General features: G+C 44.5%; 19 protein-coding genes and 7 tRNA genes. 15 read left to right on the top strand and 11 right to left on the bottom strand.

The genetic code is table 11. The features are described 5' to 3' along the window. Positions 1–43: 43 nt before the first annotated feature. Together V7D18_RS17400 and V7D18_RS17395 are read left to right on the top strand one after the other, a co-directional pair. The gene (locus V7D18_RS17400; protein ID WP_426155991.1) at positions 44–217 is read left to right on the top strand and encodes a hypothetical protein; all 174 of its coding nucleotides are present in this window, start codon (positions 44–46) and stop codon (positions 215–217) included. Between the two features lie 12 nt (positions 218–229). After that, on the top strand, positions 230–475 hold the full coding sequence (locus V7D18_RS17395; RefSeq protein WP_426155989.1) for a spore coat protein: 246 nt from the start codon (positions 230–232) through the stop codon (positions 473–475). A 75-nt stretch (positions 476–550) separates the two neighbouring features. On the opposite strand, the gene V7D18_RS17390 is transcribed toward V7D18_RS17395, so the two are convergent. The 6 genes from V7D18_RS17390 to V7D18_RS17365 all read right to left on the bottom strand — a co-directional run bounded on the left by V7D18_RS17390 (position 551) and on the right by V7D18_RS17365 (position 7,917). After that, positions 551–2,005 carry a 4Fe-4S dicluster domain-containing protein gene (locus V7D18_RS17390; RefSeq protein WP_426155988.1) on the bottom strand — a complete coding sequence of 485 codons (1,455 nt, stop codon included), beginning with the start codon at positions 2,003–2,005 and terminating at the stop codon, positions 551–553. 51 nt (positions 2,006–2,056) lie between these two features. Beyond that, positions 2,057–3,238: a SpoIIE family protein phosphatase gene (locus V7D18_RS17385; protein ID WP_426156143.1), complete on the bottom strand. Its 1,182-nt coding sequence runs from the start codon at positions 3,236–3,238 to the stop codon at positions 2,057–2,059. Next, positions 3,238–4,971, bottom strand: a complete 1,734-nt coding sequence (locus tag V7D18_RS17380; protein ID WP_426155986.1) for a [Fe-Fe] hydrogenase large subunit C-terminal domain-containing protein — start codon at positions 4,969–4,971, stop codon at positions 3,238–3,240. The genes V7D18_RS17385 and V7D18_RS17380 overlap by 1 nt, the downstream gene beginning before the upstream one ends. A gap of 2 nt (positions 4,972–4,973) precedes the next feature. Further along, positions 4,974–5,213 (bottom strand): (2Fe-2S) ferredoxin domain-containing protein, encoded by a 240-nt coding sequence (locus tag V7D18_RS17375; RefSeq protein ID WP_117415910.1) that lies wholly within the window; start codon positions 5,211–5,213, stop codon positions 4,974–4,976. Positions 5,214–5,299: 86 nt separating this feature from the next. Beyond that, the gene (gene ade, locus V7D18_RS17370) at positions 5,300–7,072 is read right to left on the bottom strand and encodes an adenine deaminase (protein WP_426155984.1); all 1,773 of its coding nucleotides are present in this window, start codon (positions 7,070–7,072) and stop codon (positions 5,300–5,302) included. 14 nt (positions 7,073–7,086) lie between these two features. After that, positions 7,087–7,917, bottom strand: a complete 831-nt coding sequence (locus V7D18_RS17365; protein ID WP_426155982.1) for a purine-nucleoside phosphorylase — start codon at positions 7,915–7,917, stop codon at positions 7,087–7,089. A gap of 272 nt (positions 7,918–8,189) precedes the next feature. Between V7D18_RS17365 and V7D18_RS17360 the strand changes: the two genes are divergently transcribed. From V7D18_RS17360 to V7D18_RS17350, 3 genes are read left to right on the top strand one after another with little or no spacing between them, the layout of a single operon-like run. Beyond that, positions 8,190–9,272, top strand: coding sequence for an ABC transporter substrate-binding protein (locus V7D18_RS17360; protein ID WP_426155980.1), 1,083 nt, complete (start codon positions 8,190–8,192; stop codon positions 9,270–9,272). 25 nt (positions 9,273–9,297) lie between these two features. Further along, positions 9,298–10,083 carry an ABC transporter permease gene (locus V7D18_RS17355; RefSeq protein ID WP_426155978.1) on the top strand — a complete coding sequence of 262 codons (786 nt, stop codon included), beginning with the start codon at positions 9,298–9,300 and terminating at the stop codon, positions 10,081–10,083. Beyond that, on the top strand, positions 10,071–10,646 hold the full coding sequence (locus V7D18_RS17350) for an ATP-binding cassette domain-containing protein (protein WP_426155976.1): 576 nt from the start codon (positions 10,071–10,073) through the stop codon (positions 10,644–10,646). The genes V7D18_RS17355 and V7D18_RS17350 overlap by 13 nt, the downstream gene beginning before the upstream one ends. 68 nt (positions 10,647–10,714) lie before the next feature. On the opposite strand, the gene V7D18_RS17345 is transcribed toward V7D18_RS17350, so the two are convergent. Continuing rightward, positions 10,715–11,434, bottom strand: a complete 720-nt coding sequence (locus tag V7D18_RS17345) for a hypothetical protein (RefSeq protein WP_426155974.1) — start codon at positions 11,432–11,434, stop codon at positions 10,715–10,717. Between the two features lie 109 nt (positions 11,435–11,543). After that, positions 11,544–12,023, bottom strand: a complete 480-nt coding sequence (locus V7D18_RS17340; RefSeq protein ID WP_426155972.1) for a methylated-DNA--[protein]-cysteine S-methyltransferase — start codon at positions 12,021–12,023, stop codon at positions 11,544–11,546. Positions 12,024–12,488: 465 nt separating this feature from the next. On the opposite strand from V7D18_RS17340, the gene V7D18_RS17335 reads away from it, so the two are divergent. The 9 genes from V7D18_RS17335 to V7D18_RS17295 all read left to right on the top strand — a co-directional run bounded on the left by V7D18_RS17335 (position 12,489) and on the right by V7D18_RS17295 (position 15,302). Continuing rightward, positions 12,489–12,563, top strand: a tRNA-Pro gene (locus tag V7D18_RS17335). Positions 12,564–12,599: 36 nt separating this feature from the next. Further along, positions 12,600–12,670: transfer RNA gene (locus tag V7D18_RS17330), tRNA-Gly, on the top strand. Between the two features lie 3 nt (positions 12,671–12,673). Further along, positions 12,674–12,747: transfer RNA gene (locus V7D18_RS17325), tRNA-Arg, on the top strand. A gap of 36 nt (positions 12,748–12,783) precedes the next feature. Then, positions 12,784–12,859, top strand: a tRNA-His gene (locus V7D18_RS17320). 39 nt (positions 12,860–12,898) lie between these two features. Continuing rightward, positions 12,899–12,970 (top strand) — tRNA-Gln (locus V7D18_RS17315). 3 nt (positions 12,971–12,973) lie between these two features. Beyond that, positions 12,974–13,046 (top strand) — tRNA-Lys (locus V7D18_RS17310). Between the two features lie 25 nt (positions 13,047–13,071). After that, positions 13,072–13,151, top strand: a tRNA-Leu gene (locus tag V7D18_RS17305). Between the two features lie 146 nt (positions 13,152–13,297). Continuing rightward, positions 13,298–14,977: a S8 family peptidase gene (locus V7D18_RS17300; protein WP_426155970.1), complete on the top strand. Its 1,680-nt coding sequence runs from the start codon at positions 13,298–13,300 to the stop codon at positions 14,975–14,977. A gap of 151 nt (positions 14,978–15,128) precedes the next feature. Then, positions 15,129–15,302: a hypothetical protein gene (locus V7D18_RS17295; protein WP_170313581.1), complete on the top strand. Its 174-nt coding sequence runs from the start codon at positions 15,129–15,131 to the stop codon at positions 15,300–15,302. A 52-nt stretch (positions 15,303–15,354) separates the two neighbouring features. Here V7D18_RS17295 and V7D18_RS17290 read toward each other — a convergent pair whose 3' ends face one another. Beyond that, positions 15,355–17,025 carry a S8 family peptidase gene (locus V7D18_RS17290; protein WP_426155968.1) on the bottom strand — a complete coding sequence of 557 codons (1,671 nt, stop codon included), beginning with the start codon at positions 17,023–17,025 and terminating at the stop codon, positions 15,355–15,357. 439 nt (positions 17,026–17,464) lie between these two features. Between V7D18_RS17290 and V7D18_RS17285 the strand changes: the two genes are divergently transcribed. Further along, positions 17,465–19,138, top strand: coding sequence for a hypothetical protein (locus tag V7D18_RS17285; RefSeq protein WP_426155967.1), 1,674 nt, complete (start codon positions 17,465–17,467; stop codon positions 19,136–19,138). Between the two features lie 50 nt (positions 19,139–19,188). Here V7D18_RS17285 and V7D18_RS17280 read toward each other — a convergent pair whose 3' ends face one another. Beyond that, a complete protein-coding gene (locus V7D18_RS17280) occupies positions 19,189–19,872 on the bottom strand; it encodes a hypothetical protein (protein WP_426155966.1) in 684 nt (227 codons plus the stop codon). A 60-nt stretch (positions 19,873–19,932) separates the two neighbouring features. After that, positions 19,933–20,262: glycoside hydrolase family 88 protein (locus V7D18_RS17275; protein WP_426155965.1), on the bottom strand; the 330-nt coding region annotated here is incomplete at its 5' end.

Below are 20,262 nucleotides of genomic sequence, written 5' to 3'. Positions count from 1 at the left end.
GTTCGTCATAAATTCTCCATACTATGACTGGAGGTGATGAGACATGAGCCCAAAGGAATTAAATTATATTGAAGATGCTCTCGGACATGAAAACTTTTTAAAAACCCAGTGCCAGGATGCCGCACAGAATTTACAGGATCCTGAATTAAAGGCCTGTGTACAGCAGCTGCAGCAAAAGCACCAGCAAATTTTTGATAACTTTTTTAACTTAGTGTAAGGAGGAAGCACGATGGACGATAAGTGTATTATGGAAAACTTGCTCAATACCACAAAAGGTGCCTGCGATTTGTATCTGCATGGAACACTTGAATCCCCTACCATGAATGTACACCAGGCATTTGACACTGCGTTAAATGACAGCCTGTGCATACAAAGCGATATCTATAAAAGAATGACCGCTAAGGGATGGTATACCACAGAGCAGGCTGAACAGCAAAAGATTTCCAAGGTAAAGAACCAGTTTGCAGGCATGTAAACAAAATTTATTCAAAAAAGCGTCCCATACCGGAATCCGGCTGGGACGTTTTTCTGTTTCATTGATTTAACTTTTTTACTCGTGTCTGTGCATCTTAACTGCCTCAAGACCCATATTTTTCAGATTTTCGTGTACCATTCTGGAATCTGCCTTGCCTAAGAGCAAGTCTCTGGCCTTTTTCGCTTCTCCCTCACTCTTATGCTTGCTTGGGCCTCCTACACAGCCTCCCACACATGCCATTCCCTCTACAAAATCAGCAGGCAGCTTTCCAACCTTTAACAGCATCAAAGCTTTCTTGCATTCCGCAGCGCCGTTACATTTCATGACTTCAATGTCTGTATTCTCTCCTGATTCTTTCAGACATTCTAAAACTGCAGCAGTAACTCCTCCGCCATTTCCAAACCGCTTTCCAAAGACAGAACCTGCCTGATATGTATTCTCCTCCGGTTCCAGCTCCACACCCTTTGCCACCATCATGGCATGAGCCTCTCCAAGTGTCAGGACGTAATCTGCATTTCCCTTAACATTCAAATCCAGTGCCTCACTTTTTTTAGCAATACAGGGGCCGATGAAAACGGCGATAGTTTCCGGATCTTTTTCCTTTAACATTCGGGAAACTGCGCACATGGGAGACACGGTAGTGGACATATTATCCAACAGCATGGGATAATGCTGCTTAATCATGTTTACAAATGCCGGACAGCAGGAGGTGGTCATCTTCTTCCCTTCCTTATAGGCCTCTGCCCATTCTTCTGCTTCTGCAGCAGCAGTTAAGTCGCCTCCCAGGGCAACCTCAACCATATCCTCAAATCCAATTTTCTTAAGTGCCGTTCTCCAGCTCGCCATGGTGATCTCCGGACCATACTGGCCTTCTGTCGCCGGTGCAACCATAGCCACTACCTTTTTTCCCGCCTTAATCAGATTGATTACGTCAACCATGAAGGTCTTGGATCCAATTGCACCAAATGGGCAGCTGTGAATGCATGCTCCGCACTGAATGCATTTGCTTTCATCGATCACAACAATGCCATTGTCATCCATTGTGATCGCGTCTACCGGGCAGCTTCTTTTACAGGGGCGGGTTAAGTCTGCAATCGCATTATAGGGACATGCCTGGGAACATTTTCCGCATTCCTTGCATTTGTCAGGATCGATATGGGCCCGGTCATGCCCCATGGTAATGGCTCCGAAATTACAGGAATTCTGGCAGGCCTTGCCCATGCAGAGCTGGCAGTTATCCGTTACTACATATCTGGCGATGGGACACCCCTCACAGGCAGAATTGATTACCTGAACTACATTTTTTGTATCTCTGCCGCTGGGACAAAACCCTTCTGCCAGCCGGACTCTCTCTCTGATAATTTCCCTCTCCCTGTAAATACAGCACCGAAACTGCGCCTTAGGCCCCTGAATCATATGATAGGGAATCTCATCCCTTTTCTGTTCCAATGTACCTTCCCAGGCAAGCCTGGCCACTTCATTTAAAACCTGATGCTTGATGCGAAGTAATGTTGCATCATTCGTTACCATATCGTTCCTCCTTGAAGCTTCCACAAAACGTGGCTGTGTGAATATTCTCTATTAATAATAAGCAACTGTAACCGTCTTCCCCATCTCTTCCACCGCATGCTTTAGCTGCTCCACCAGATTCTGCCGGATTCCCAAATCAAAGGGAAGTCCCGGATTCTGGTATGCGCTGTTAATAGCCTTCCCCACATACAGCTTTAATTCCGTACAGTCCTCAATAATCATCTTCGCTACCATGGACGCCCCGTTTGGTTTATCCAGTTCCAGGAAAAACTCCTCCGTCACCGATTCATTCTTAACATACCGCTTTAAGAGTTTTAAAACCCGGTTCAGAGTTAATACCCCTTCTGTAACCAGTTCAATGCCATCAATGTAGGCCACAGGCGGCAGATCCGGATCATAATAATCAAGTGATACCGTCAGTTTCTTATCCATTGTTCTGGAAACAATATTGGCGCTGGTTCCTCCGCAGACAATTCTCTTTGTGGTATCATCTCCGGATAAAAAATCCTTTACCATACATACATCATCTTCCGGATCCTTTGGCGGTCCTGTCATTAAATGAACCGGTTTACTGTCAATAACCCGCATAACAGCCACCGTGGTATCATCTCCGGGCCTGTACTGGTAAAGTTCATCGCATGCCCTGCATAAGGAATTAGCCAGACGGACCGCAGATATGGTAAGACGATACTGCTTTACCGCATAAGCAGCCACATCTTCCCAGAGCCAGCCAAAATTTAAAAGCTGCCCCACACCGGCGTGTATGGTTCCGTCACTGAGCAGGATCAAAGCATCTCCCTTTTTCACACGAAACCGGTATTCATTGATCTTCTTGTCACGAATGACCCGCATGCTGTGAGGAATGGGAACCAGGCTCCCGTCCCTTATAAAGATACATCCCGGATTATCAAACTCCACAAGATAGGCATCTCCGTTGTGAAATACCTGAAGAATACTGAATGTAGAATATGCAACCTGCCGCACCTGGCAGACAGGCAGGGTTTCCACAATCGTTTCCACACATTCCTCGAGAGTGGCACCGTTTAAAAACATGGTGCCCAGAATCTTGGATGTCATCGTAGCCAGTATGTTCGCCTTGACCCCGCTTCCCATACCGTCTGCCAGAATCATAATGTTGGAATCTTCCGTATGGAGCAGCTCCACCTTGTCCCCGCAAAGCACCTCATTGAATTTATTTAAGCTTTTATAAGCAACGTCAACGGTAACTCCCATCATTTAACCTCGCTTTCGCCGCCCTCATCTAACAGAGACTTGCACAGTTTAGTCAGTGTGGTCTTCGTTTCCGCCGTAGTCTCTCCAAGAAGTCCCGCGATTTCCTGAGCCACCATCATCTGCTTATGAATAACCTTCTGAGCCAGATCAATGGTCTCAAGCTTCTTTTCGTATTCCTGTCTGGCCTGTTCTTCTTCTTTTGTGATATCGATAAAAGTAGCCAGCACTACATCTTCCTTGTTTACATAAACAATGTTCTGCAGGGTGGAAATTCTGTATTCCCCGTATGTGACTTTCTTTCCGTGAATCTTCTGATGGGTATCGTAAACCCACTGAAAATCCGAGGTGTCAATCAGTTCATACAGATACATATTTAAAGCTTCCTGTCTGGTCTTTCCGAAATATTTTTCCCCTACTGCAGAATATTCCAGAATCTTCATCTCCTTATCAACAATGAGTACAATATTGGGTGATGTCTCCATAACAAGATTGGATAAGGATTCCGCCTTTTCGTGCATAAATGGAATGCACATATTTAATTCGGCTTTTTTCTGAATTACAGCCACAGCCTTTTCCCTGCATGTGGAATAACCGCATGCTCCGCAGTTTAGTTCATCTTCCGGTCTTGTCTTTCCTGTCTTCTTTAAAATCTCCTGAATCTGAAGTTCTGTCGGTATGACGTCTCTGGGAGCACGGTTTAAGAAATGCTTTCCAAAAGTAAGTGACTGAAAAATCTCCCGGGTCTCCTCATCAGGAACCGCTTCTTTCTCAATGTTTTCTTCCATGTCCAGCTTTATCTTGAATCTGGATACGTGCTCATGATCCGCTGCCGGTCCCTTAATGCAGCCCCCGGAGCACATATTCATCTCTATAAAACACCCTGTAATATCTCCCCGAAGCATACTTTCACAAAGATCAATGCAGTTACGGCATCCATGAACATAAAATTTCCGGTATCCATCCCGCTCTGCCTCCGTTGCCAGCACAGAACTGACAATTCCACTGGTAACAGGATACAGCCGGTTCACTCTTGGGTTCATATGAACAAAAGGAATATCCTCACAGTCCTCTATGGTTATTTCCTCCTGTGCAAACCACCGTTCTATATCATTAAAATTCAAGACAGCATCAATATAATCTCCGTGTCTTAAATCCTCAGCTTCTTTCTTCTTCGCAATACAGGGCCCTACAAATACCACTTTCGTATCCCTGCCGAATTCTTCCTTTAACATCTTCCCATGGGCGATCATTGGCGAAACCACCGGCGCCAGATAAGGGATCAGAGCCGGGTAATAGATTTCTATTAAATCATTTACACTGGGACAGCAGGTTGTAATTATATTCTCCATCCTGCCCTCTTTTAAAAGTCTGGTATACTCTGCAGTCACCACAGCTGCTCCTTCGGAGGTCTCCCGTACTTCAGAAAATCCCAGCTTTTTAAGTGCACCGTTCACCTGGCCTGCAGTTCTGTATTTTAACAGCCCCATATAAGATGGAGCCAGAGATATAACCGTTTTATATCCGATATTAAGAAATCCTTTAACCAGATCCAGATCACTGATAAGCGTTTTGGCAGACTGGGGGCAGACCTGCATGCATTTTCCGCATAAAATGCACTTATCCGACATGATCTCTGCCCGTTCATCTTTAATCATGACAGCTTTGACTTCACAGTTACGAACACATTTATAGCAGTGCTTGCACTTGGTTGCCTTGAAATCAATGATTCCCATGATTAAAGCCTCCCCAGAATTTCTTTGTCAAAAAACTCCTTCGTATCTTCCGGCTTTAATGAATAAATCTGACCGTCAACCGTTACGCATACTCCATTGACGCAGTTGCCGCTGCAGAAAGAACCGTTTAAATCCACCTGGTCCTCTATATGCTTCTCTCTGACAAGATTCTGAAGCTGGGCAATGATCTCTCTGGAACCCTTTAAATGGCATGCACTTCCTATGCATATTGTTACTCTCATGAATATTCTCCCTCCGAATAAAATCCCCTGTTTGAACTTCCTTTTCGACCATTATGGCATATTGTTATATTTTTATCAATACTTTTTTACTTATTAAATGTATTTTTTGAAGTACTGAGAAAAATAGATTCCACAACCTCCTGTCTTTGTACATCAATCAGACCGCAGGTATTTAACCGCAGCATCGGAATCACTGGAAGACTGGCAAAGGCAAGAGTCATAAATGGATCGATTTCCGTTCCGGTCCCAAGCTGTTTTACCTGTTTTTTTAACTCTTCCAGCCGCTCATCAACCCACCTGGCAGACTCTGTACTCATCAGTCCTGCAATGGGCAGGGCAAGCGCTCCAAGAACTTCACCGTCAGCCACAACTGCAATGCCTCCCCGGTTCATTCTCACAGTATTCCCCGCAAGCGCCATATCCCGGTCATTTGTCCCTGCTATAATCAGATTGTGGGAATCATGGGCAATACTGGTCGCTACTGCTCCCCGCTTCAGTCCGTATCCGGAAAGAAACCCAAGGCCTGTATGACCGGTATTTTTGTGGCGCTCAATCACCGCCATTTTCACAATGTCCATGGCAGCAAGAGCCTCAGGATCTCTTTTCATTTTTTCAGTCCAGGGAACGAGCATCTCCTTTGTCGTCAGTTCTCCGGGAGTGAGACATAAAACCCTTATGGTATCTCCCTCTTCTTTCATAGCAAAGTCTTCCGGTTCAATTTCTCTTAACCGGAAAGAATCCCCTACTTTGTCTGGTATCCGTTTGTCTTCTTTCGTTCCGGTTCCGAAGTTATCAATAAGCTTTCCGTCTTCTGCTATCAGAATCCCTTTCCGGTAGACCTTACTGACTTCAAACTCTGCCAGATCTGAAACAACAATCAGATTCGCCTGATATCCGGGCGCAATGGCACCAACATGATCCAGTCTGAAATACCGAGCAGCATGATAAGAGGCCATGATCACTGCACGCACCGGATCAGCCCCAAGCTTTATTGCCCTTCTGACAATATAATCCATATGACCAAGACGTGACAATTCTCCCGGATGCCTGTCATCGGTTACCAGCATGCAGCGATGATAATAGGGCTCTTGAAACAGGGGCAGCAGAGCCTTTAAATTCCTGGCTGCTGTACCTTCCCGTATCATAACCCACTGTCCCCGTTTCATCTTCTCTACTGCTTCCTCCATACAGGAGCACTCGTGATCAGACCGGACACCGGCTGTTATATATGCATTCAGCTGCTTTCCGGATAGAAATGGTGCGTGTCCGTCAATCAGCCGCCCGTGGTCTGTGGCACTGGTTATTTTTTCCATTATACCGGGATCTGCCTGTATTGTTCCATGGAAATCCATTAGTTCTGCCAGTCCCAGCACCCGTTTCTCACTATAAAATGGAGCAAGATCATCCGCTGTCAAAACGGCTCCTGACTCATCAAGCTTTGCTGCAGGAACACAGGAAGGGAGCATGAAGTATACGTCTAAATCCAGGTTCCCGGAATGTTCCATCATAAACTGAATTCCCTCTGTTCCTGCCACATTGGCAATCTCATGAGGATCTGTAATCACTGCTAAAGTCCCATGGGGTATGACGGTCTTGGCAAACTCCTCCGGGGAGAGCATGGAGCTCTCCAGATGAATATGTCCGTCAATCAGCCCCGGGCAAACCACTTTACCGCCCAAATCCACCTCAGTCTCCCCCTCATAGGAACCGATTCCCACAATATATCCGCCCTCAATGGCGATATCACCGTCTTCCAGCTCTGAAGTAAATACATTCACCACTCTGGCATTCTTTAATACCAGAGAAGGCTTCTTTCTCCCTGACGCAGCAAAAATCCGTTCCGCCAGCATCCGATCCATAGGCCCCTTCCTCCTTATTTGCCGGCAAGCTTCGTAATGGATGCCGTAATCAGTTTCTTAAACAGCGGTGCTACCCGGTCTGCCGTCTCCTGCACTTCCACGTGGCTTAGCGGCTGGTCGATGATACCGCAGGCCATATTGGTAATACAGGAAATACCGCACACCTTCATGCCCATATGGTTTGCAGCCAAAGCCTCACAGGCAGTGCTCATTCCAACCGCATCCGCTCCCAGGATCCGGCACATCTGCACTTCGGCAGGAGATTCATAGGCAGGACCTGTGAGCTGTAAATAAACGCCCTCCTGCAGCTCAATTCCCTCTTCCTTCGCCGCTTCCTTAATTACCGTTCTCAGTTCTTTGCGGTAAATATCACTCATATCCGGGAATCTGGTCCCCAGTTCCCCGATATTGGCTCCGATTAACGGTGAGGGGACAAATGTTGCGATGTGATCCTTAAGGAGCATAAAATCACCCGGCTTAAACTCCTTGTTTACGCCTCCGCTGGCATTGGTTAAAAACAGAATCTTTGCACCCATAAGTCCCATAAGCCGTGCAGGGAGCACCACATCCGTCATGGGATAGCCTTCATAATAATGAACCCGGCCCTGCATGATTACAACAGGAACTTTATTTACATAACCAAAGATAAATCTTCCTTTATGACCGGCTACAGTTGATACCGGAAATCCCTCAATGTCTTTATAATCTATCGTGGCAGCCACTTCGATCTCCTCTGCATATTCCCCAAGTCCGGAACCAAGAATAAGGGCCACTTCGGGAACAAAATCAGTTTTCTCCCGTACACTTTTTAAACAGCTTAACAGCTTCTCATATACATCGTTCATATTGTTTTTTCTCCTTTCAAAATCCTGACATAGTCACTTCCTGCAGGTGTTACAAGTATAACACATTTCCACGAAATTCTGCATAATATTTTGACAAACAAGGCTGAAAAATGGTATACTTTACCTGTTCGTACTAACCCGAAAGGAACACCTGACGGAGAAGGCGAGGAGAATACGTCAAACCGGAAATCCATGCCTGTCGGCGTGGTTTTTTTTCATCTGTTTGCATGGAAAACCAATATAAATGGTACGGACAGAAAGCGAGGATCATTATGAAAAAAGTTTTATCAGCACTTGCAGCACTTGCAATGACAGCCGCCCTTTTAACCGGCTGTGCAAAAAACAGTCCCCAGACATCCGCACCTGCACAGGAAAGCACATCTGCGGCCCAGACATCAGCAGCTCCGGAAACAACAAAAGCACCGGAAACAACGAAGAAAGCTGAAGACTCCGCAGACACTTACACCTTAAGAATCGGCTCCCTGAAAGGCCCTACTTCCATGGGACTGGTTCAGCTGATGGACAAGGCAAAGAAAGGCGAAACCGGAAATTCCTATGAATTTACCATGGTAACCGCAGCCGATGAACTCCTTGGCAAAATTGTAAGCGGAGAGCTGGATGTGGCTCTCATTCCAGCCAATATGGCATCCATTCTTTACACCAAAACCAATCATAATGTAACCGTTCTTAATATCAATACCATGGGCGTGCTTTATGCAGTCTCTGCTGATAATTCCATTCATACTACAGCTGACTTAAAGGGAAAGACCGTCTATTTAACAGGAAAAGGAACAACCCCTGATTACGCCCTGGCCCACGTTCTTAAGGCAAACGGACTGTCCTCTGATGACGTGAAGCTGGAATATAAATCAGAGGCCGCTGAAGTAGCCGCTGTTTTAAAAGAGAAGCCCGATGCCATAGGTCTTCTCCCCCAGCCCTTTGTTACAGCTGCCATGGCCCAGAACGATCAGTTAAAAATGGTGCTTGATTTAACAAAAGAGTGGGATGCTTCTGCCAAAGAAGGCAGCGGAAGTCTGGTAACCGGAGTTACGGTCTGCAGAAATGAAGTTTTAAAGGATCATAAAGACGCAATTGACCAGTTTCTTGCCGAACACAAAGAATCTGCAGAATTTGCCAATACTAACGTAAGTGAGGCTGCTGCTTTAGTGGCTGCTGCAGGAATCATCGAAAAGGCTCCTGTTGCGGAAAAAGCCATTCCTTACTGCAGCATTACCTATGTTGACGGTGAAAAAATGAAATCCCTTTTAAGCGGATATTTAAATGTGATTTTTGAAATGGACCCCCAGACAGTAGGAGGATCACTGCCTGGTGACGACTTCTACTACATGCAGTAATGAAACCCTCTAAGGAGATCCGATTATGAAAGCAGGCATACTCCGGTTTAAAAAAGCCGGAATCATCTTATTCTGGCTTTTGGTATGGCAGGCGGCCAGTATGGCAGTGCACAACAGCATAATACTGGTTGGTCCGCCTGAGGTCTTATATGCTTTAATCCGGCAGGCCGGACTGGCGGATTTCTGGAAAACCATCGGCTTTTCCTTCGGAAAAATCAGTCTTGGATTTCTCATGGCTTTTGCAGCCGGGATTCTCGCCGGCGGAGCCGCCTGCCGCTTTCCTCTCATCGATGATTTTTTATCGCCTGTTATGTCACTGATCAAATCGGTTCCAGTCGCCTCGTTTGTCATACTGGCGTTAATCTGGGCGGGATCTGAAAATCTCTCCGTGATAATCGCATTTCTTGTTGTATTCCCCATAATCTATATACAGACCATGGCCGGAATCCAAAGCGCGGACCTACAGCTTCTTGAGATGGCAGAAGTTTTCCAGATGCCCGGACTAAAAAAGCTTTTCTACCTTTACCGCCCCGCACTGCTCCCCTACCTGGCAAGCGGCTGCAGGGTGGCACTGGGAATGAGCTGGAAATCCGGAATTGCTGCAGAAGTCATCGGTGTTCCTCTTCACTCCATTGGTGAAAAGCTTTATCTTGCCAAGATTTATTTAAGCACTGCGGATTTATTTGCCTGGACACTGGTGATTATCCTGTTAAGCATGATGTTTGAAACCTTCTTCCTATGGCTTTTAAGCCTGGCATCTCCCGGTTTCAGACATAAAAAACGAGAGGGGCGATCCAAATGGAACTCATAATCAGCAAGCTGTCCAAGTCCTTTCATGAACTCCCCGTACTTGACGATGTCAGTCTCCATCTGGTCTCAGGCAATATTTACTGCCTTATGGGACCATCCGGATCGGGAAAAACAACACTGTTTCGTATTCTGCTGGGACTCTTAGATGCAGATTCAGGGGAGATAAACGGTCTGAAGAAAAAAAGAATTTCCGCTGTATTTCAGGAAAACCGTCTGTGTGAAGCATTCACTCCGGCAGAGAATGTGACAATGGTGATGCCTCCTTCTGCCGGGAATCATAAAAAGGCTGTGGAAGCGCTGGGACGGCTGCTTCCTGCAGAATCTCTGAACAGGCCGGTATCAACCCTGAGCGGAGGAATGAAGCGCCGTGTGGCCATTATACGCGCTCTCTCAGTACCTTTTGATATGGTAATCATGGATGAACCTTTTACGGGTCTTGACGAGGATACAAAACAGCTGGTAATTTCCTATATAAAGGAAATATGCAAGAATAAACTCGTTCTGATCAGCACTCATCAGGAAGAGGATGTACAGCTGTTAAACGGAATAAAGATTCACTTATAAAAACATGGGGCGATAACCACACTTACCGGTTACCGCCCCATACTCTTTTCTATTAAATGATTAAAATGTTATTTCAGCTTCAGGGAATCCAAAGCTGCTTCGATCTGCTCTTCTACGCCGCTGTCGGTTGATGCGATGGTTCCTGCTGCACTGATATAGGTTTTAGTCGCTGCGTTGTAAGAACCGGAAATGGCATAATAGCGGACCCCATCCTGCGGTGTCTTATACCGGAGTGCATACCGGAAGGTCTGACTGCCGTCACTGCTGTTTTTCACATCATAACGGACAAACTCCATATCCTCACCACGGCTGATTAACTTCTTATATTCATCCATGGTAGCCGGATAAACTTCACGGGCTCCGTCTGCATCATCTCCCTGTACATAAGTAACTTCCAGGTAATCTTCGCCGTTAGGTGAAGTAATTGCTACCACACTCTCGTCTCCGTCTTCATCAAGAGACCATCCCTTTGGAGGCATGATTTCGTATTTGCCGGATTTTGAAGTAAATAAGCCTTCCTTAATATCTCCCGCATCATTGGCTGTGATCGGCTGGGTTTCTTTTGTTTCCTCTTCCTCCGATGTTTCCTCACCCACCTGGGTTTCCTGACCGGAACCTGTCACATCAGCATTTACCGCTGTGGTCTCTTCTGAGCCTGCTTCTGCCTGTGTCTCCTGTTTTGTCTCCTGCTTTGTATCCGCTTTCGTATTATTCTTTCCGCAGGCTGTAGCTGACATCATTACTGCCATCGCAATCACGATTCCTGCAAAGATCTTATTTTTTCTCATAGAATCACTCCTCATCATAAAATTCTTTTCTGGTGACGTGGAGGATTATAACATGATCAGCCCGGAAAGTATAGCATTTTAAACGAACCGAAAGAAACACAATGAATTCTTAATAATTTTTCCAGGTGACACCCGGACACTCCAGATGTAACAATTTTATCTTTATATTCAGTCCGCCTCCATATCCCACCAGGCTTTTGTCTGCACCGACTACACGGTGACAGGGGATAATTATGGAGATGGGGTTGCGGTTATTGGCCATACCTACCGCGCGGCAGGCTTTTTCATTTCCAATCTGTACAGCAATCTCTTTGTAGCTTCTTGTCTGTCCATAGGGTATCGTTAAAAGCGCCTCCCATACCTTTTTCTGGAACTCTGTTCCCTGAGGTTTTAACGGAAGATCAAACTCCGTTCGTTCACCACTTAAATACTCTTTCAGCTGAAGAGCTGTTTTCTTAGTCAGCTCTGTGGTTTTCTGCTGTCCCTCCTTAAGCCCTTCTCTGTTAAACTCCACGCCTAAGACCCCTTCGTCATCACATACAACTTTAATTGGTCCCAGTTCACTTTCAAAAATATCCCAGTATCTCATAAGTACTCCTCCGGCTGTATTTTCCCGTTTCCCTGTCTCCTGTAATTATATCATAGGAAAGGATACATGGAACAGGGATTTCTTCAAAACTCTCTCATTTGGAAAAACTTTCATTTTTTTCAAACATTACTTAGAATTCTTTTAGTTTTTTTATGAAATCTTTATCGACTGGTCAAACTTATGTCATAATTCCGGGGTATACTGATATTTGTAAAGGAACCCCACCCTTTTAACATTGACTTTTTATTTTTCATACTCAGACCGGCAGGAACATTTATGTACCTGCCGGTTCCTCCCATATCAGGAATATTATTTCTTCTTCTCACACTCTTCCGAAATCCCGCAAATATCAGCTTTTTTTGAATTTTATTTTTTTTCCAAAATATTGTTGACAAATCTATATCCATCATATATAATAACTCTTGCGTTGCGGAAAAGAAGTAAAAATAAAGACGCAAAAACCTTCGGGGTGTGGCTCAGCTTGGCTAGAGCGCCTGGTTTGGGACCAGGAAGTCGCAGGTTCGAATCCTGTCACCCCGACTTGAGATATCAAGTCAGTTATCTCTCAAAACCTTTGCGGGTGTAGTTCAATGGTAGAACACCAGCCTTCCAAGCTGGATACGTGGGTTCGATTCCCATCACCCGCTCTTGAGTCTGTAGCTCAGTTGGATAGAGCAACGGCCTTCTAAGCCGTGGGTCGGGGGTTCAAATCCCTTCAGGCTCGTTTCACACTGTTAACCAGCAGTGTGAAGCTTTTTATGGTGGGTATGGCGAAGTTGGTTATCGCGCCAGATTGTGGCTCTGGAGGCCCAGGGTTCGAATCCCTGTACTCACCTTTCCCTTAAAGGGAATTTTTTTTTATCAGGAGATGTTATTGGGCTATCGCCAAGCGGTAAGGCACAGGACTTTGACTCCTGCATTCGTTGGTTCAAATCCAACTAGCCCAGTATGGGATACTAGCTCAGGTGGTAGAGCACTTGACTTTTAATCAAGTTGTCCGGGGTTCGAATCCCCGGTGTCTCATTTAAATATGTTCTGTTTGCTGTCAGCGGGTATGGCGGAATTGGCAGACGCGCCAGATTTAGGTTCTGGTGGGAGACCGTGCAGGTTCAAGTCCTGTTACCCGCATGAATCATGAAATGATGGAAACACCGGAATTCCTTGTTAATGCGAGGTATTCCGGTGTTTTTGTATTTCAGGCAGAATTTTTTCATAACTCCCCCCCCAAAGCATAAAATATATTACAAATCTGTCAAATCAGAAGGGGAATAATCTTGTTAAAAATATTAGATGATGACTATTATGACTTAATCGTAAATAATGCTACCATCTCTTCCTATGACAGAGATGATATAACATTATTAAACAGTCTTCACTCATTACGGCATGTTATGAAATATGAAAAAGAAGCCTGCAGTCTGGAGCAAAGCCCTTATGAAACTCTTCCTGCACTGTTTACACTGATATCACCCCTGAGCATGGAAAAGCCTGATCTTCATCCAGCTTTGGTCTACTCAGATTTCAATTTGACCGGGCGTGGAATTATCGTTGGTATCATAGATACCGGTATTGATTATCAACACCCCGCATTTTTAAACAACGACAGATCCACCCGCATCCTGTCAATATGGGATCAGACAATACAGGAAGACTTACCGCCTTCTAACTTTACGTTTGGTACGGAATACAGTAAAAGTCGCATTAATAACGCATTAATGTCGAGAGATCCCTTCGAAGTTGTTCCCTCAACGGACACAAATGGGCATGGAACAGCGATTGCCAGCATTATTGCAGGAAATCCCAATTCCTATCAATCCTTTTCAGGAATTGTTCCGGAATCGGATCTGGTAGTGGTAAAGTTAAAGGAAGCAAAGCAGAATCTTAAAAATATCTTTTTTGCTCCGCCAGATTCATTATGCTTCCAGGAATCTGATATCATGCTTGGCATACGTTACCTTATTACGGTATCGCAAAACTTAAACCGCCCTCTTGTCATATGCATCGCTCTTGGGAGCAGCCATGGAGGGCACGATGGTTATGATCCCTTGAGTACTTATCTGGACATGATTGCACGTTATCCCGGAATCGGAATTTCTGTTGCTGCCGGAGACGAAGGCGGCAATAACAGGCATTATTACAACAATACTGTTTCTGAACCCTACTACAGTGACTTCGAATTAAATATAGGGAACAGTGACAGACGGTTTTCTATGGAAATCTGGCCATATGCACCTCAGAGATTCTCCATAGAGATTACTCCCCCAAATCTGGTACCCACGCAGATCGTATATCCATCACTCAGTGATTGTCAGGGATTTATTTTTGAAGATAACCAGAGTTTTATATGGGTTAACAATATCGCCTTCGAGAGTATTTCCGGAGATCCTGTAATTTTAATACGGTTTGAAAATCCTATTCCAGGAACCTGGAAGCTCCGGGTTCGTAATAATGAAAATGAACCCTATTCGTTTCACTCTTGGCTTCCATCTGGTAATCTGATTTCCGATGAAACATTTTTTTTGATGGGGGATCCTAATACAACAATAACCACACCGGGAAATGCTATGAGCGTTCTGACTGTTACTGCCTATAATCAGTACAATAATACCATATTGGCTGAATCTGGAAGAGGTTATACAAGAAGCGGTCTCATTAAACCAGATATTGCAGCTCCCGGATTCCAGCTTTCCTGTGCAATACCACAGGATCAGTACAGCACGCTTACAGGAACAGGCGCTGCCGCAGCGCATACTGCCGGAATAATTGCCATGATCATGGAATGGGCTTATACCAAAGGGAACTTTACCGCTGTCACCGGTATTCAAATCAATCGAATGATTATACGGGAAGCCCAGCGCAGCAATCTATACGTTTATCCAAATAATATTTGGGGATATGGTCAAATAAATATATACAATATATTAAATCGGTTTACTGGCATTTTGCATTCCTGATATTTATAGTTCCTTTGTTATCCATTGGCGGGACCGAATACCGGATACCCGCCATTATCCTTTGTCAATTGTCCCTAATACTGGAGTAACTTAATATTTTCTATATTGTTTAATATATAATTCATTTATAATTCACCTGGAGGTGATAATTATGAATTTCAAAAAAGAAAAAAAACTGGCTGAAGAATTTGACCGTTTGGAAGCAGCAAGCAAAGATATGGAAACTCCAGCTGCTCCGCCGGACGAATTTGAGAACATCTTAAGTGAGATGAAACGCAGGGGAATCAACCCCAGAGTCAGAAAAGAATTAAGCGACGGGAAGTAGGCGGGCCGGGTTACCGATAACCCGCCAATAAGAATCAGGAAATAGCAAAATATTAAAAGATTAATATTTCTTTAAAGATATTCTCAGCATTGAGCTTCCCATAACCCCATATTCGATTGGGATAAACATAACTGGGATCCCTGTCTGCTGTTCTCATCATCAAACGGCTGATCTGATTGCCTGTAACTGTCGTATAATTACCTTTGAAGTATGCCCATTCTATAATCATGGCGGCTATCCCCGCTGCATAAGCGGCTGCCACTCCGGTTCCAGTTACCGTTCCGTACTGAAAATCCGGTATGGCACATGGAAGTCTGTATCCTGGTGCTGCCAGATCCGGTTTTATCTGCTCAAGTCTCGTATATCCTCTGCTGGATTCTGCCAGAATCGTTCCATCATTTTGATTGTATGCCGTAACAGTCAGTACACTGGCTGTATCTCCCTGCATGGTAATCGTTGTATTAGGGTCTGAATTGACAAAATAGGTTTCATTTGAAATCAAATTACCCGAAGGAAGCCAGCAGTGGAACGAAAAAGGCGCCAGATCTTCACTAAACAGTCTGATGTACCAAATCCCTGATATCATATTCCGGAAACGGAGAAGTATGAACTGATTTCCCGTCCCTTCTTCAAAAAGAATATTGTTCACCCAGATATTCGTCTTTATGGATTGAAAAGATAGTTTGCGGCAATCTCCTTTCCAGGGATTTATAACCTCAGAGGTCTCAAAGGTTGGAGCCGTTAGCTGCACAGAGAGTCCAGAAGGTATATAAGGCCAGATCTCCATGAAATATTCACTGTCAATCCCACCGGAATTCAGCTGAATGGTTTCAGCATACGGTTCTTTTGCAATTTCTCCAAAATAATGTCTGCGGCTGTTTCCCTCATTTCCAGCCGATGTTATAATGCTTATCTTTGGCAGCTGCACCAGACTCTCTAAGTACGTGCTTAAAGCCCCACGTCCATCATGTCCCCCCTGACTTGTTCCCAGGGCAAGACAGATAACCAGCGGCCGGTTCAGCCTGTTTGCCACGTTTATTAAATACCTGATTCCCATAATAATATCAGATTCCTGATAACACAGTGCATCTGTTCCAACGCAAAAAAGTCTTTTTAAATTTTCTTTTGCCTCCTTCAGTTTTACCACCACGATATCCGCCTGAGGCACTACACCGGAAAAGCCTTCCTTCTCATTGGGACGCCCTGCAATAATGCTGGCAATGGCGGTCCCATGCCGATAGGTATCCTTACTCGGAACGATGGTATAAGGATATTGAGATAAAAGAGCAAAATTAATCAGTTCCTTTGTGTATTCTGAGCCGAAAGCGAACCCCCTGGGCGGCGTGCCCTCAACTGTCTGATCCCAGATTGAAAGAATACGGGTAGTTTTATCATTGTTCATAAAACAGGGATGGCGGTAATCAATTCCTGTATCAACAATCCCTACTATGACTCCTCTTCCAAAAAGTCCCGCTGCAGGGTTTATCTCTTCCTGCTCTTCACCGGGATTTTCCGTGCTGACTAAAGATTCCAGAGTATACAGCTTTGGAAAGCTGTGATAAGGATTCACTCCCAGATCACAAGGATCCATACGATCCTTTGGTATGTGGAGCAGAGAAAACAGATCGTTCATTATCGTAATGTTATCACCGGTATTATATGAAGTAACCAATGCATTACTGATGATTAGATCATAATATCGATTGTCCAGAATTTTATCCATTCCTACCTCCGGTTATTTCGGGTGGAGCATATGGTATAATCTATGCAACTCCATTTCTGATATGAAATAAATTTTCAACTGCAAAATAACATTGCTGTTCTCACTTATATAATCGCAATTACACATTGTTTTTATAAAGTTTTCACTAATTAATAAAAAAATTTATATATTTATCTTTACTTAAACGATTTCATGCGTTATACTTTATGTAACTCTTCTTAGGAGTACCGTATTTCCCCAATCCTGCGGTGCTCCATTTTTTATTCTTTATTAAATAAGGTAAGTATCAATCATTCCTGTTCACCCCCAAAAAAGAACCGCAATTATTACGAACTTTAAAAAGCAACTTGGCAACATCTGCATTGTCCCTGTCCTATTCCCATGATACAATAAAAGCGGCAAAGAACTGGAACCGCAGACTGCGGAGAATGGAGTTTCTATGAAAAAACATTACGAAAGAATCATTATATACAGTGACCGGAAAACAGAAGAAATAATGAATCAGCAGGTCATGGATCAGACTTCGGAGTTCTACGGAGGTTTTCGGGACCATGACGGGCTGGTGGAACCAAAGCTTGCCATATTTTTAGTAACCACCATGACCGCATGCTTATTTAACCATAAGAGCAGATTTTACGGCAGCGAAACGGTTTACGAAAGAATTACCATCGCTCTTTCCTACATCGCCAGAGGGCAGCGGGAAAACGGCTTTTTTGATCTTATAAACTGTAATTTTTATTCCGGTGCAGATACCGCATTCTGCCTTGACGGTCTTCTTCCTGCATATATCTACTTAAACCGGCTGTCCCAGAAAGACGAATGCCCCGCTTTAGAAAAAAACATGCTTTCCACTCTTCTTCCAGTTATGGAGTCCATACTGGTGAAAGGAGGAAAAGCGATGATAAACGGAGGATTCCACACTCCCAATCACCGCTGGGCCATTGCTTCCGTCTTAATGATGCTTTACCGTCTCACATCAGACGATTCCATGAAAAAGGGAGCCGAAAAATTCTTAATTGAAGGTTGTGACTGCAACGAAGACGGAGAATATGCAGAACGTTCTGCAGGAGGCTATAACCTGGTGAATAACAACGCCATGATGCTGCTGGCCGCTGCAACCGATGACGATTCCTGGTATGAACCTGTAAAAAGAAACTTAACCATGATGCTTCATTATATTGAACCCGATGGAAGTATCTTTACTAATAACTCCACAAGACAGGACCGGGGGACTAAGATCTATCCAACCGGTTATTATCTGGAATATTTATATATGGGGATTAAATTCCACAATGAAACCTTTTTGCAGGCTGCCTGCTTTATCATGGACCAGGCCGTTGCGAAGGGAATCGGACCTCTGGACTGGCTGATCCATTTCATGCTTTATCCGGAACTGGAAGAATTTGAATATGAGGAAAGTAAGATTCTTACAAACTACTGCCGCCACTATACCGATTCCGGAATTGTACGTCTTCGGAGAGAAGCTTATTCCTGCTCCATATTAAAAAGCAGTCCCTCCTTTCTCTATTTTCTCCATGGGGATTTATGCGTCAGCATGAAAATCGGGGCCAGCTTCTGTGAGCACAGATATTTTGTTCCTGAAAACCTGGTACAGCTTCCAGAAGAAGAGGGGTTCGTTCTGAATCAGAAGATGGCTGGCTGGTATTATCTGCCTTTTAAGGAACCACAGGATACTTCAGACTGGTGGAAAATGGATCATTCGAAAAGAGAAAAGTTAAACGGACCTGATATGAATTTTGTAATTACCGTTGCAGAGGCAGAGGATGGCGTTGATATCACCATAGAAACTGCCGGAATTGACCGCGCTCCTCTTCGTGTGGAACTTGCATTTGATGCAGGATGCCGCGTGGAATCCCCGTATTTTATTGCCGAGGGCAATGCCGGCGGTGGAATCGTAGCAAAAGAAGGAACAGTGACTGCCTCAAAGGGCAAATACGCCATAACAGCCGGCCCCGGCTTTGGCTCCCATAACTATGTAGCAGGCAAGTTCGGAAGCCAGGGACGCTCACAGGACTGCTATACAGTCTATTTTACTGACTTCACCTGCTTTAAGCATACCATTTCACTTCGGGCGGTTCCTGCAGCCTATTAGTCCAAAAGAGGTGGTGCCCCACTTGCTGTTTTGTGCGGTACCACCTCTTTTTAATTATTAAAGTGAGCTCTAATGATATCAATCTGCCTGTTAACCCGTTCAGGAATGGATTTTTTCAGATCATCCCAGGTCATCAGCTTCTCATCTTCTAAAATAAATGGTTCAAATTCCATGGAGGGACAAAAACCAAATACTTCCTTAATATATGTTTCCGTCATTTTCTGCAGGTCATCATCTGTATGAATCTGATCCTCGAACATATCCTGAACAAGAACGCCGTCCATTCCAGCCTTTTCCTGACAGCTTTCCAGCCAGTCGGGAATGATGCGGATTACCCGGGGATCAGGCACAAGCGCATGCTTGCCTGGCTGTGCATAGACCACCGGATGGGTACCGTCTTTCAGTATCAGCTCTCCATGATCCAGATCCACCATATTTAAAAATTTGCCGTGGAAGCTGGCTTCTACCTTTTTTACAGTTCCGTCCTGTTTTACGTAAACCCAGACATGCTCCAGCTCATATAAATGCTGAATATCAAAATCATACCAGATCGCATACTCAATGGCAAAATCCACTTCTTCCCTGTTAATCACGATTTCACGTTTGGGAAAGGAACTGCTTCTCTTTGTTTCCCGAAAAATGGTACAGCCCATGGCAGTAATGGAAAATGGCTCCTTTTTATCCTGCATAACAACAGGTTTATAGGCTGCCAGTATCTCAAAGTCTTTGTTCATTTTTTATCCTCCAAAGCAAAAGAGCGGATTGCCGTAAATGGATCCGCCCTTTATTTTATATTATTTTGATGCTTCTAACAGGAACAGCATAGCCATTGCCTGTCCGTATGGCATTGGGCGAAGTTCAATATCTTTATAGAACTGTACACTTTCTCTTCCCATGGGAGTACCATAGGATACCTGATGCACCACACCTTCTGCGTCGATACACTGAAGAACGGGCAAAAGTGCTTTTCTGGCACTGGCTTCAAAAGAGGGATCCACAAGTCCCAGATGTACTGCTTTCAATATTCCATATCCGAAACCGCAGGTTGCACTTGCCTCAACGTAAGAGGTATTATCATCGATTACCGTATGCCACATGCCGTTTTCGTTCTGATAGGAAACCAA

The organism is Lacrimispora sp. 38-1 (genome assembly GCF_049890855.1).
Classification (GTDB): Bacteria; Bacillota; Clostridia; order Lachnospirales; family Lachnospiraceae; genus Lacrimispora.
Note: the sequence above shows the minus strand (reverse complement) of the source record. Positions and strands in the feature narration are given on the sequence as shown.

What these genes read in the sequence shown, in the direction of transcription:
- V7D18_RS17400 (WP_426155991.1), top strand. Translation starts at nt 44, where the DNA reads ATGAGCCCAAAGGAATTAAATTATATTGAAGATGCTCTCGGACATGAA.
- V7D18_RS17395 (WP_426155989.1), top strand. Translation starts at nt 230, where the DNA reads ATGGACGATAAGTGTATTATGGAAAACTTGCTCAATACCACAAAAGGT.
- V7D18_RS17390 (WP_426155988.1), bottom strand. Translation starts at nt 2,005, where the DNA reads ATGGTAACGAATGATGCAACATTACTTCGCATCAAGCATCAGGTTTTA.
- V7D18_RS17385 (WP_426156143.1), bottom strand. Translation starts at nt 3,238, where the DNA reads ATGGGAGTTACCGTTGACGTTGCTTATAAAAGCTTAAATAAATTCAAT.
- V7D18_RS17380 (WP_426155986.1), bottom strand. Translation starts at nt 4,971, where the DNA reads ATGGGAATCATTGATTTCAAGGCAACCAAGTGCAAGCACTGCTATAAA.
- V7D18_RS17375 (WP_117415910.1), bottom strand. Translation starts at nt 5,213, where the DNA reads ATGAGAGTAACAATATGCATAGGAAGTGCATGCCATTTAAAGGGTTCC.
- ade (WP_426155984.1), bottom strand. Translation starts at nt 7,072, where the DNA reads ATGGATCGGATGCTGGCGGAACGGATTTTTGCTGCGTCAGGGAGAAAG.
- V7D18_RS17365 (WP_426155982.1), bottom strand. Translation starts at nt 7,917, where the DNA reads ATGAACGATGTATATGAGAAGCTGTTAAGCTGTTTAAAAAGTGTACGG.
- V7D18_RS17360 (WP_426155980.1), top strand. Translation starts at nt 8,190, where the DNA reads ATGAAAAAAGTTTTATCAGCACTTGCAGCACTTGCAATGACAGCCGCC.
- V7D18_RS17355 (WP_426155978.1), top strand. Translation starts at nt 9,298, where the DNA reads ATGAAAGCAGGCATACTCCGGTTTAAAAAAGCCGGAATCATCTTATTC.
- V7D18_RS17350 (WP_426155976.1), top strand. Translation starts at nt 10,071, where the DNA reads ATGGAACTCATAATCAGCAAGCTGTCCAAGTCCTTTCATGAACTCCCC.
- V7D18_RS17345 (WP_426155974.1), bottom strand. Translation starts at nt 11,434, where the DNA reads ATGAGAAAAAATAAGATCTTTGCAGGAATCGTGATTGCGATGGCAGTA.
- V7D18_RS17340 (WP_426155972.1), bottom strand. Translation starts at nt 12,023, where the DNA reads ATGAGATACTGGGATATTTTTGAAAGTGAACTGGGACCAATTAAAGTT.
- V7D18_RS17295 (WP_170313581.1), top strand. Translation starts at nt 15,129, where the DNA reads ATGAATTTCAAAAAAGAAAAAAAACTGGCTGAAGAATTTGACCGTTTG.
- V7D18_RS17290 (WP_426155968.1), bottom strand. Translation starts at nt 17,025, where the DNA reads ATGGATAAAATTCTGGACAATCGATATTATGATCTAATCATCAGTAAT.
- V7D18_RS17285 (WP_426155967.1), top strand. Translation starts at nt 17,465, where the DNA reads ATGAAAAAACATTACGAAAGAATCATTATATACAGTGACCGGAAAACA.
- V7D18_RS17280 (WP_426155966.1), bottom strand. Translation starts at nt 19,872, where the DNA reads ATGAACAAAGACTTTGAGATACTGGCAGCCTATAAACCTGTTGTTATG.